This window comes from Psychrobacter sp. N25K4-3-2 (assembly GCF_015351755.1).
GTDB classification, from domain to species: domain Bacteria; phylum Pseudomonadota; class Gammaproteobacteria; order Pseudomonadales; family Moraxellaceae; genus Psychrobacter; species Psychrobacter glaciei.
This window is the reverse complement of sequence record NZ_JADKLX010000001.1, coordinates 217,011-228,615: the sequence shown is the minus strand read 5'-3', so window position 1 is coordinate 228,615 and position 11,605 is coordinate 217,011. Positions and strand designations below refer to the sequence as shown.

Sequence of the window (11,605 nt, the reverse complement as noted above, 5' to 3'; positions counted from 1 at the left end):
GTTATAACTTTATTATGATAAAAAATACCATGCTAAAAACCGTCTTGTTAGTGGCAATGGCGAGTTGGATACCAGCCAGTATGGCGACACCAATTACCATTACTGCGCTTGCACATAACAGCACTGCTGAATATGTCAACGCGCCTTATATGCCTTATGCCAATCCAAACGCGCCGGCAGGGGGTACGCTCTCGCTCGATGCGCGTGGCACCTTTAATGCTGCCAATAAATGGATGACCACGGGCGTGGCGATGATTGGTACCGATTACCTATATGATACTTTAATGACGGGCTCACTAAATGAAGCTTTTACGATGTATCCGCAGCTGGCAAGCAAGGTAACCTATGATCCTGATGACACCAGTTGGATTGTATATCATCTCAATCCTGCTGCCCGTTTTTGGGATGGATCGCCAGTGACCAGTCGCGATGTCAAAGCGACTTATGAGGCGATATTAAATAAAGGCCCGATGTATATTCGCAGTTATCTAAGTGATATCAAAGACATTCAAGTCATTGATGATCAGCAAGTCAAATTTGTCTTCGCTTCTACTGAAAACAAAGAAATCTTACTAACAGTTGGACAGTTTCCTATCTTTGCCAAATCCTCTATCGATGCTGATTTTGAAAAGATAAGCTTAACGCCATTGATGGGTAGTGGGCCTTATAAGCTAGGTCGCGTCGATGCAGGGCGTTCGGTGAGCTATGTACGTGATCCCAATTATTGGGGACGTGATCTGATGGTCAACCGTGGTCGTTATAACTTTGATATGATTAAGTTTGTCTATTATCAAAGCGATGAGATTGCTTTTGAAGGGTTCAAGTCTGGTCAATATCGCTTCCGCCCTGAGAACAAAGCCTCTAATTGGGCAACGGGTTATAATTTTCCAGCAGTAAAAGCGGGTCTCATTAATAAAGAAACGATCACCAGTCAGAACCCAATACCGATGCAAGCCTTGGTCATGAATATGCGCCGCCCAATCTTTCAGGACATTAGAGTTCGTCAAGCACTGACCGCCGCTTATGACTTTGAATGGATGAATAAGACCTTATTTCATGGGCAGTATGAGCGCTTGCAGAGCTTTTTTCATGGCTCAGAGCTGGCGGCAACGGGTACGCCGTCTAGTCAAGAAATGCAGGTATTAACGCCTTTATTGTCTAAGCTTGAGCCGATTCAACGTAAAGCCGTATTAGCAGAATGGCAGCTGCTCACCAGTGATGGTAACGGCTTTAACCGTGAAGGGTTACTAAAAGCGCGGCAACTTTTGTTAGATGCTGGGTTTTATTATAACGATATGAAGTTATATCAGCCTAATGGATCACTTGCTCAGATTGAGATTTTGATGACAGGCGAGACCATGGGCCGTGTATTGCTGCCTTATATTCGTAATCTAAAACGTCTGGGATTTGATGCAACTTTGCGCCAAGTCGATGGGCCACAATATTATGAGCGTATGCGACGTTTCGATTATGATATGGTTGTCGATGTATTTGCCCAAAGTCTGTCTCCTGGTGCTGAGCAAGCAGCATTTTGGGGCAGCGCTGCTGCCGATGAGCCTGGCAATCATAATACGGTTGGTATAAAAAATGCCGCTATCGATGAAGTGGTAGTAGCGTTGGGCGGCGCTGAAAATCGTGAAGAGATTGTGTTGTATACTCAGGTACTTGATCGCTTGCTACGCGCAGGACATTATTTAGTGCCGCTATATGGTAAATCTGGCACCAATGTCGCCTATTGGGATCAATATCGTCATACTAAAAAACTGCCAACCAATGCCGTCGGTATTGACTACTGGTGGGTTGATAAAGAAGCAGAAGGACGCGTCAATCAGTACTTAAAACAATAAACCACATGACGCTTAATCTTAAAATTTTATTTTAAAAAGATTGATAAAAGATATTTGCAATAAAGACAATCATCTGTAAGGATTTAATATGAGTATCCGTATTCACCCAATTAAAGCATTTAGCGACAACTATATTTGGACATTAATTAATGAAAATAATAAGCAAGCGATTGTCATTGATCCCGGTCAAGCTGAACCTGTCGTTGCCTATTTAGAAGACAACCAGTTAGAACTTACCTCGATTTGGACGACACATCATCACCACGACCATATTGGGGGCGTCGCAGAGTTGCAAGAATCCTACCCGATGACGCATTTAGTCGCACATAGTGAACATACAGTGGATGAGGATCAAACGATAAAAGACGGTAGTACAGTCAGTGCGTGGGGCTGCTCTGCACAAGTTTGGGATATATCAGGGCATACCGCCAGCCATATGGCTTATATCTTGGATATTGATGGACAAAAACATTGCTTCTGTGGGGATACTTTATTCAGTGGCGGTTGTGGGCGTGTTTTTACTGGTACGATTGAGCAGTTGCATGATAGCTTTAAACGTTTAAATGAACTGCCTGCCGAGACATTGCTATATCCTGCACACGAGTACACAGCCAGCAATCTACGTTTTGGGCTATCTATTGAGCCTGACAACGAAGCGATGCAGCAAGCCTTAGCACAAGCAGAGGCGCAAACCGCACAAGGTGTGCCGACATTACCAGTGACCCTAGAGCATGAGCGTGCAATAAATGTATTTTTACGCACACAAGAACCGAGCGTGATAGCAGGAGTTAAATCTAAAGTGACGATCGATGATGACAAGTCTTTGACGGTATTCGCGGCGCTACGTGAGCTGAAAAACAACTTTTAAAGCCTCATGCATCTTTGATAGCTGTTTTTTAGATCATTGCTTTTTAAATAAGTGTTAGCTGCTCATTTTTCTGTTCCGATATTTGTTTATTTTAGGAAGCTGCCATTATGGGTCGTTATATCTTAAAAAGATTACTGTTGATATTACCGACGCTATTTTTGATATTGCTGGCGAATTTTGTGATTGTGCAAGCAGCGCCTGGAGGTCCTGTCGAGCAGCAAATGGCGCTCATCGAGCAAGGTGCAAAAGACAATGCGCTCGGTGGTAATATTGGCGCGGGCAGTGCAGGTGGTAATGACAGCACTTATCAAGGGACGCGAGGTCTCTCTGAGGAGATGGTTGCTGCGATCAATGCCCAATATGGCTTTGATAAATCTGCCCCCGAGCGATTTTGGCTTATGCTAAAAAACTACGCCCAACTGGATTTTGGTGAGTCGTTTTTTAAAGGCCAATCGGTGACTGATCTCATCATAGAAAAGCTACCAGTCTCAATCTCGCTTGGGCTTTGGAGCACGCTGCTGATTTATATGATAGCCATTCCATTGGGTGTTTATAAAGCCATGCATCATGGCTCAGGGATTGATAAATTCACTGCTATGCTGCTTGCTATCGGACATGCGATACCCGTGTTTGTATTTGCCGTCATACTGCTGGTGTTCTTTGCTGGTGGCAGTTACTGGAATATTTTTCCGCTGCAAGGATTAACTTCCGAGAATTTTGACCAATTAAGCACACTTGGTAAAGTGAAAGATTACTTTTGGCACTTGGCTTTGCCGCTGTTGGCAAGTACCGTGGGCGGTTTTGCGGGCTTGACCTATCTAACCAAATTCAGTTTTTTAGAAGAGTTGGGCAAGCAATACGTACTTACTGCACGTGCCAAAGGTTTAGGAGAGCGGCAAGTGTTGTATGGGCATGTGTTTCGCAATGCCATGTTAATTATCATCGCAGGTATTCCAGCTGCTATCGTTGGGATTTTCTTTGCAGGTAACTTTTTGATTGAGATTATCTTTAAGCTTGATGGTTTGGGGTTGTTAGGTTTCGAAGCCATTCAGCAGCGTGACTATCCAGTGATATTCGGCACACTGTTTATTTTTACTTTGGTCGGACTGCTATTACAGTTAATCAGTGATTTGAGTTATCACTTAATCGATCCTCGTATTGATTTTGAGGGGCGCTAATGTCAAGTCATCCATTACCTTCAACGCCTTCATCTGCATCTCCTGTCTCTATGCCAAAAAAACGTCGGCTGAACCCTATCTGGCAGGCACGCCTAAACCGCTTTCGCCAAAATAGGCTTGGGGTGATATCGCTGTTTGTTTTTGCGGTGATATTTGTCATTTGTATGGCGGCTAATGTCATCGCTAATGACAAGCCGCTGCTGGTGCAATATCAAGGCGACTATTACTTTCCTGTATTAAAAGCCTATCCTGAAACGACGTTTGGCGGTGTGTTCGAGACCGAAACCAATTATAAAGATCCTGCAGTGCAAACGCTGATTGATGAGCAAGGGTTTTATGTGATGCCGCTTATTCCGTTTGCCGATCAGACGCCGAATGTTGAGTTGGGTCTGCCTTATCCAGCAGCACCAAACGCTCAGAATTGGCTTGGCACTGATGACATGGGGCGTGATGTGCTGGCGCGGATACTTTATGGTATGCGGGTATCGTTATTGTTTGGTCTGGCACTGACGCTCGCGGGCGCATTAATTGGTATTATCGTCGGTGCAATACAAGGCTATTATGGTGGTTGGGTGGATCTAGCAGGGCAGCGCTTCATGGAAGTGTGGGGCGGTATGCCTCAACTATTTATGATTATTATTTTAGTTAGCTTATTCAGCCCCAGTATTACGATGTTATTTGGGTTAATGCTGTTATTTGGCTGGATGGGTCTGGTTGGTTTGGTGCGGGCAGAGTTCTTGCGCGCCCGCAACTTTGACTATGTGCGAGCCGCGCGCAATTTGGGGGTGTCGGACAGTCAGATTATGCTAAGACATATCTTGCCCAATGCCTTAGCGTCAAGCTTGTCGCAACTACCGTTTATCTTGACGGCCAATATTATTGCTCTGACCGCGCTGGACTTTTTGGGATATGGATTACCGCCCGGCTCGCCGTCTTTAGGTGAGCTGATGGTGCAAGGGAAAAATAACCTCGATGCGCCTTGGCTGGCTTTGTCAGGCTTCTTTAGTTTGACTTTTATCTTGTCATTGCTCATCTTTGTAGGCGAAGCGCTGCGTGATGCGTTTGATCCGAGGCGCTCTTAATATGACCATGATTAATAAAAAAAATAGCACGTCGAATGAAAAGCTCGACCGTGTACCAGATAAGCTCATGTTGACAGTAGATAAGCTAAGTATCAGGACGGCTACAGGCGTCCAACTGGTCAACGAGCTGTCTTATGAGCTGCGGCAAGGGCAAACCTTGGCCATCGTTGGTGAGTCTGGCTCTGGCAAATCGATTGCCAGTCTTGCGCTATTAGGTCTACTACCAGATAGTTTAACTATCACGGGTGCGGTTCAGCTGGCAGGCACAGCAGGCATGTCTACATTACCGATAGCCAATGACAAAGGGCGTAATGCTGCACTACGACCTATTCGTGGGCAGCGTATTGGCATGGTGTTTCAAGAACCGATGACCGCATTGAATCCATTACATACGGTCGCCAAACAAATCGCCGAATCACTGCGTCTAAGCAGCGTGCCAAAAAAGCAATGGCGAGCAACCAGCATCGCTTTGCTAGATGATGTCAATATTACGGATCCTGCTGACAAGTTGAATCGTTATCCACATGAGCTATCAGGTGGTCAGCGTCAGCGAGTGATGATTGCCATGGCATTAGCTCAGCAGCCTGATATCTTAATTGCCGATGAGCCGACTACAGCGCTTGATGTCACTTTGCAGCACGAGATTTTAGCACTATTAGATGATCTTAAGCGCCAGCATGATATGGCAATGATATTAATCAGTCATGATCTTAATTTAGTCAGGCGTTACAGTGATGAAGTCGTCGTCATGCGCCAAGGCCAAACGATTGAACAGGGGCAAACATCAGCGGTATTTAGTCAGCCTAAAGCCGACTATACCCGTACGCTTATTCAGCAAGACTTTGGTCAAGCCTTAACTTTAGTCGATGATAATGCAGATAAGCAATCAAGCGTACTAGAAGTGAAGAATCTAAAAGTACAGTTCCCGATTGAAAAAAGCCTATTCGGTGGTACAAAACGCTGGTTCGATGCGGTCAAAGATGTCGATATGACGTTACAAAAAGGACAGGCGCTGGGCATCGTCGGTGAGTCTGGCTCTGGCAAAACCACCATCGCACTCGCACTCAGTCAATTACTGAGCAACCAAGCACGTGTGAATGGGCAGATAGTCATCAATGGGCAAGACCTCTCAGCATTGTCCAAGAGCGAGCTGCGTAAGTTCCGCTCACAGATTCAGATGGTGTTTCAAGACCCATTTGCCAGTATCAATCCGCGCATGACAGTTATGCAGATTATTGAAGAAGGGCTATTGGTACAAGGCGTGGACAAGGTCGCGCGCCAGCAGGCAGTCATGGAGAGTCTGGCTACTGTGCATTTGCCAGCAGATTTTGTGCAGCGTTATCCGCATGAGCTGTCAGGTGGACAACGTCAACGCGTGGCATTGGCGCGCGCATTGATTATGAAGCCGAGCCTGCTCATATTAGATGAGCCTACCTCGGCGCTGGACAGTACCACGCAGGTAACAGTGGTCAGCTTGCTACGTGAAATCCAAGAAAAGCTGCAAATCAGCTATGTTTTTATCAGTCATGATTTAAAAGTAGTACGCGCACTGTGTCAGCACATTATGGTATTAAAAGAAGGCATATGCGTGGAGTATGGTCACACCGAAAGTATATTTAATAACCCACAGCATCCATATGCTCAGCAGTTATTAAAAGCGAGTACCACTTAACAGGAACTAAAAACGGCTCAAAAATCAGAACATACCAGTTCATAATAATAGCGACATCCTAAAAAATGCAATGGTACAATAAGTTTAGACACTCGTTTGCTCTATCGATATATTTTCGTGACCCATATATTTACCTATTTTGGCATCGCTTATCGTTAGCGGATCAAAATGGTCATCATTGCCATTAGAGCATTATTAAAAAAGGATTTTTTATGCCCAGTAAAAAGCAAAGCAGTCTTTCTAAATTAGTAAATAACAATCCATTACAGCACGCTGGTTACTTGGCGGTTGCCAAAACGCGCGCCAAAGTGCTAAAAGCCTTTTCTTATGTGATACCGATAAGAAGACCAATGCTATTCGTCGGTGAGACTGCCTGTGATGAGATATGTGATATGCTCATTAACGAAGGCAGTACCAATGTATTTATCGTCACTGATGCAGTGTTAAATAAGCTTGGTATACCTGCCAAAGTCACCGATTATTTAGATAGTAAAAGCATCAGCTACCAGCTCTATGATGGTATCACGCCAGACCCTACTTTTAAGGTCGTTGAAGAAGGACTACACAAATCAGTTGACGCTAAGTGTGACTCGATACTGGCCATCGGTGGCGGTTCAGTCATTGACGCGGCTAAGATGATTGCAATGTCGCAAGGTAATAACTGTAAACCTAGACAACTTATCGGTATTCTCAAAGCAAGAAAACCTTCTATGCCATTGTATTGCATTCCTACTACCGCAGGTACAGGCTCAGAGGCAACGCTTGGTGCAGTGGTATCAGACGATAAAACCCATCAGAAAGCCTTGTCTATCGACCCAAGAATGGTGCCATTAGCTGCAGCTATAGACCCGGTTATTATGAAAGGTATGCCCGCGCACATCACAGCGGATACTGGTATCGATGTGTTGACACACGCGCTCGAAGCATGGATGAGCGTAAACGCAAGTGTAGAAACTGATTACTATGCGGCCTCAGCTGTCAAATCAGTCATGCACTATCTACCAATGGCCTATAAAGATGGCGGCGATCTAAAAGCACGAGAAGAGATGGGTATCGCAGCTCACTACGGTGGTATTGCCTTTAACAAAGCAGGCCTAGGTTATGTTCATGCTATTGCTCACCAATTAGGGGCATATTATAGTATTCCTCATGGTCGCGCGAATGCCATCGTTTTGCCTTATGTGCTTGACCTAAATCGTAAAGCGAGTGAAAAACGACTGGCAGAATTGGCAAAGAAGACAGGCATGGTCAAACATGGTCAAGCCAGCAGTGGCAACGGTGCGATAGCAGATAACTTAATCGCCCAAGTACGAGAGTTGATCAAAAGTTTAAACATTGATCCAACGGTTAAAGGCATGAAAACCAGTGATTTTGACAGTATTGCTAAAGCCGCTGCAAAAGAAGTCAGCGATACTTATGCAGTTCCGACTTATATGCCAGCGTCTGGTATCAAGGAAATCTTGACCAAGATTATGCAAGCCAGTGAAGGTCGTTCTGGTGAAAATAAAAGTAGCGATAAAGCAGCATAGACTATTGTAGTCTGCTTATAATCATCGACTGATAAATTAAAAAAGTCTATTACCATAAGGTAGTAGACTTTTTTTTGAAAAATAATTGGACGTGCTGTACATATATATATAACAATATAGGAATACTTCGGTGAGACCTAGAGGTTATGATAGTTAAATGAAATCCTTTTAGGAGATAGTTATGAATCGTATATTACCGTCTAAAGTCATTGGGTTAGTAATCATGGCGAGCAGTGCTTTTTATGCAGGCTGTGCCTCGACCGAAACCAGCCCTACTGTGAAAGACACCACTGCTGCCAACCCTTATGCACCGACAACCCCAGGATTGGCAGTGGCTACGGTTGCTGGTGGGTGCTTTTGGTGTGTGGAAGCAGGCTATGAGAAAATTCCTGGTGTGGTAGAAGTAGTGTCTGGCTATACAGGTGGCAGTGCTGAAAATCCGACCTATAAAGAGGTATCAGCAGGTGGCACAGGTCATACGGAAGCGGCGCAAGTATACTATGATCCTAAGAAGATTACTTATAACGGTATAGTACAGGCGCTATGGAGAATCGCTGATCCAACTGATAATAAAGGTCAGTATGTCGATCGAGGCACGCAATATCGCCCCGCTATTTTCTATAATAATGCCCAAGAAAAGCAGATAGCAGAAGCTGCCAAGCAATCATTGCAAGACTCTGGTGTATATGAAAAACCAGTAGTGATTGAGATTGTTCCTGCCAGCACCTTTTATCCGGCAGAAGAGTATCATCAGGACTATTACAAAAAGAATCCGCTACGCTATAAGGCTTATACTTTTAATTCTGGTCGATATCAGTTTATCGAAAGCGTCTATGGCAAAGATTATGAGCTAGATTTTAACCAGTTCAAACCCACTGCTAGTAGCGTACAGCAACTAACATCAAATAAGTCATCAACCACTAAAGCAAGTGCTGGCTTCAATCCAAAGACATTTGTGAAGCCAACACAGGAAACGCTGAAAAACTCGCTCAGTGACATTCAGTACAAAGTCACTCAGAAAGAGGGTACCGAGCGCGCATTTGATAACGAATATTGGGACAATAAAGCGCCCGGGCTATACGTCGATGTGATATCGGGTGAGCCACTGTATTCTTCTCGTGATCAATTTAAGTCTGGCACAGGCTGGCCTAGCTTTATCCGTCCGTTGAGCGCTGACGTGGTCGTCGAAAAAGAAGACCGTGGTATTTTTTCAACCCGTACCGAAATTCGCAGCCGCTACGCTGACTCGCACGTGGGTCATGTATTTGACGATGGTCCAGCCCCAACGGGTAAACGCTATTGCATGAATTCAGCGGCAATGCGCTTTATTCCACTAGCTGAGATGGAAGCTGCTGGTTATGGCAACTGGGTAGATGATGTAAAACCAGTTAGCTAAGACTGGTTTACTACGCGCTAATAGTATCTCTGTTTTAAAAACATCTAAATTGCATAAAAAAAAGGACACTTGATAAGTGTCCTTTTTTTATTTTTAATATTCTAAAATACCATTTTAAAATGCCGGTTGGCGCTTAGGTACAGCACCCAAAAACTCATTTCGTGCTTGATTATCATGAACATATTCGCCCAGCATCGCCGTGCTTCGTGTGGTTGAATGCTGCTTATTAACACCGCGCATCATCATACACATATGCGATGCATCCATCACCACGGCTACACCGCGGCAGCCCGTCACGTCCATAATGGTCTGTGCCACTTGTTCACTTAAGTTTTCCTGAATTTGTAAACGACGGGCAAACATATCTACGATACGCGCAAACTTTGACAGTCCTAATACTTGTCCATTCGGTAGGTAGCCAATATGTGCAACCCCATGAAAAGGAAGCATATGATGTTCACATAACGAATAAAACTCAATGTTTTGCACCAGCACCAGCTCGCGGTTGGTCGATGGGAATACTGCGTCATTGACCACTTCATCTAAGCTTTGATGATAGCCTTGGGTTAAATGAGCAAAGGCTTTTGCCGCCCGAATAGGCGTATCTTGCAATCCAGGACGATCTAAGTCTTCGCCAGTTGATTCAATCAGTTGGCGATAAGATTCGGTACTTTCTTTATAATCTGGGGTTATGATGGGAGTGTTACTCATAGGTTTGGCAGCCATCCAAAATGTGGGTGTAGCTTAACGTTGAATCCTATCATGTAAGGATTCTTATAAAAATTATGCAAGCTGGGAAGGGCTGTGATTATACTCGAAATCTGCTTAACTTCATACTGCTGTGGCGAGCAGTTAAGCGTTTAATCGCAAGAGTGGTGCCGATGGTGCCATCGAAGCCACTAGGGCAATTGTGTTTAATGGCTGACTTTTTGGAAATAAGCAGTAAAAAGATAACGGTATATGGGTTTTATTATCAATGTAGCCTGCTAAAATATACTGACCATCATTGTCAGCATCATATTTTGATATGAGTGTATTTGAATAACGGCATTCAAGTACAGTTTACGACTGTTTACTTAAATCAATTCATGTATAATGGGCCATCTTCTGGTTTACATTTTTTATCACTTGCTACTTTTCACTTAAAAACTCTAAATAAATATCGATTCTAGATAATTTCTATCGATTCAAAAAGGAAATATTATGCTACTTCAAGGACAAAGATTCGTCGTCACTGGCATCGCAAGTAAGCTCTCTATCGCCTGGGCTATCGCAGAAGCGTTACACCGTGAAGGGGCTTCGTTAATCCTGACGTACCCAAATGACAAAATTAAGAAACGCGTCGATATGGCTGCTGAAAAATTCGAAGCAGATTTGGTACTGGAGTGTGATGTTGCCTCTGATGAGTCTATTGCTGCTTGCTTTGAGCAAGTGACTGCCCATTGGGGTGATGGTATTGATGGCGTGGTGCATGCGATTGGCTTTGCACCGATGGATCAGCTGAACGGGGATTTTGTTAGCGCCACGACGCGTGAAGGCAGTCATATCGCCCATGATATATCGAGCTACAGTTTTGTTGCTTTGGCTAAAGAAGCTCGTGAATTATTAGCAATGCGCCATGGCTCTATGTTGACATTGACTTACGAAGGCAGTATTTCAGTATTGCCAAACTACAATGTCATGGGTATGGCAAAAGCCAGTCTTGAAGCTAGTGTCCGTTATCTAGCGACCTCTATGGGCGGTGAAGGCATACGTGTTAATGCTATATCTGCAGGACCTATTCGCACGCTTGCAGCCAGCGGTATTAAGTCTTTCCGCAAGATGCTCGATATCAGCGAAAAAATCGCACCGCTGCAGCGTAATGTCAGTCAAACAGAAGTAGGCAACGCGGCTTTGTTTTTACTATCGCCTTGGGCGTCAGGTATCACTGGTGAGATTATGTTTGTTGATGCTGGGTTCAATACTGTCGCCATCAGTGAACAATTAATGATGCTTGATGAGCCACAGCAGTAATTATTCAAAAAGTCTTAATT

9 protein-coding genes are annotated in these 11,605 nt (G+C 44.3%); 8 read left to right on the top strand and 1 reads right to left on the bottom strand.

Annotation, left to right across the window (positions count from 1 at the left end):
• Positions 1 to 14 precede the first annotated feature (14 nt).
• The 7 genes from IOD06_RS00875 (at position 15) to msrB (ending at position 9,572) form a co-directional block, all read left to right on the top strand.
• Complete coding sequence (locus tag IOD06_RS00875) at positions 15 to 1,847, top strand: extracellular solute-binding protein (protein WP_194618599.1); 1,833 nt, start codon at positions 15 to 17, stop codon at positions 1,845 to 1,847.
• An 88-nt stretch (positions 1,848 to 1,935) separates the two neighbouring features.
• Positions 1,936 to 2,715: a hydroxyacylglutathione hydrolase gene (gene gloB, locus IOD06_RS00870; protein ID WP_189581821.1), complete on the top strand. Its 780-nt coding sequence runs from the start codon at positions 1,936 to 1,938 to the stop codon at positions 2,713 to 2,715.
• A 107-nt stretch (positions 2,716 to 2,822) separates the two neighbouring features.
• Positions 2,823 to 3,893, top strand: coding sequence for a microcin C ABC transporter permease YejB (gene yejB, locus IOD06_RS00865; RefSeq protein WP_194618597.1), 1,071 nt, complete (start codon positions 2,823 to 2,825; stop codon positions 3,891 to 3,893).
• 68 nt (positions 3,894 to 3,961) lie between these two features.
• Complete coding sequence (locus IOD06_RS00860) at positions 3,962 to 4,975, top strand: ABC transporter permease (protein WP_201574438.1); 1,014 nt, start codon at positions 3,962 to 3,964, stop codon at positions 4,973 to 4,975.
• A gap of 7 nt (positions 4,976 to 4,982) precedes the next feature.
• Positions 4,983 to 6,647 carry an ABC transporter ATP-binding protein gene (locus IOD06_RS00855; protein ID WP_194619576.1) on the top strand — a complete coding sequence of 555 codons (1,665 nt, stop codon included), beginning with the start codon at positions 4,983 to 4,985 and terminating at the stop codon, positions 6,645 to 6,647.
• A 212-nt stretch (positions 6,648 to 6,859) separates the two neighbouring features.
• Positions 6,860 to 8,176, top strand: a complete 1,317-nt coding sequence (locus tag IOD06_RS00850; protein ID WP_194618595.1) for an iron-containing alcohol dehydrogenase — start codon at positions 6,860 to 6,862, stop codon at positions 8,174 to 8,176.
• A gap of 181 nt (positions 8,177 to 8,357) precedes the next feature.
• The gene (msrB, locus tag IOD06_RS00845; RefSeq protein WP_194618593.1) at positions 8,358 to 9,572 is read left to right on the top strand and encodes a peptide-methionine (R)-S-oxide reductase MsrB; all 1,215 of its coding nucleotides are present in this window, start codon (positions 8,358 to 8,360) and stop codon (positions 9,570 to 9,572) included.
• Positions 9,573 to 9,686: 114 nt separating this feature from the next.
• Here the strand turns inward: msrB and folE are convergent, their stop codons facing one another.
• Positions 9,687 to 10,283: a GTP cyclohydrolase I FolE gene (folE, locus tag IOD06_RS00840; RefSeq protein ID WP_010196233.1), complete on the bottom strand. Its 597-nt coding sequence runs from the start codon at positions 10,281 to 10,283 to the stop codon at positions 9,687 to 9,689.
• Positions 10,284 to 10,775: 492 nt separating this feature from the next.
• Here folE and IOD06_RS00835 point away from each other — a divergent pair, with 492 nt between their 5' ends.
• Positions 10,776 to 11,585 (top strand): enoyl-ACP reductase, encoded by an 810-nt coding sequence (locus IOD06_RS00835; protein WP_010196229.1) that lies wholly within the window; start codon positions 10,776 to 10,778, stop codon positions 11,583 to 11,585.
• The last annotated feature ends 20 nt before the right edge of the window (positions 11,586 to 11,605 follow it).

Excerpts from the sequence above, each read along its gene's own strand:
- IOD06_RS00875 (WP_194618599.1), top strand. The coding sequence starts at position 15 with ATGATAAAAAATACCATGCTAAAAACCGTCTTGTTAGTGGCAATGGCG.
- gloB (WP_189581821.1), top strand. The coding sequence starts at position 1,936 with ATGAGTATCCGTATTCACCCAATTAAAGCATTTAGCGACAACTATATT.
- yejB (WP_194618597.1), top strand. The coding sequence starts at position 2,823 with ATGGGTCGTTATATCTTAAAAAGATTACTGTTGATATTACCGACGCTA.
- IOD06_RS00855 (WP_194619576.1), top strand. The coding sequence starts at position 4,983 with ATGATTAATAAAAAAAATAGCACGTCGAATGAAAAGCTCGACCGTGTA.
- IOD06_RS00850 (WP_194618595.1), top strand. The coding sequence starts at position 6,860 with ATGCCCAGTAAAAAGCAAAGCAGTCTTTCTAAATTAGTAAATAACAAT.
- msrB (WP_194618593.1), top strand. The coding sequence starts at position 8,358 with ATGAATCGTATATTACCGTCTAAAGTCATTGGGTTAGTAATCATGGCG.
- folE (WP_010196233.1), bottom strand. The coding sequence starts at position 10,283 with ATGAGTAACACTCCCATCATAACCCCAGATTATAAAGAAAGTACCGAA.
- IOD06_RS00835 (WP_010196229.1), top strand. The coding sequence starts at position 10,776 with ATGCTACTTCAAGGACAAAGATTCGTCGTCACTGGCATCGCAAGTAAG.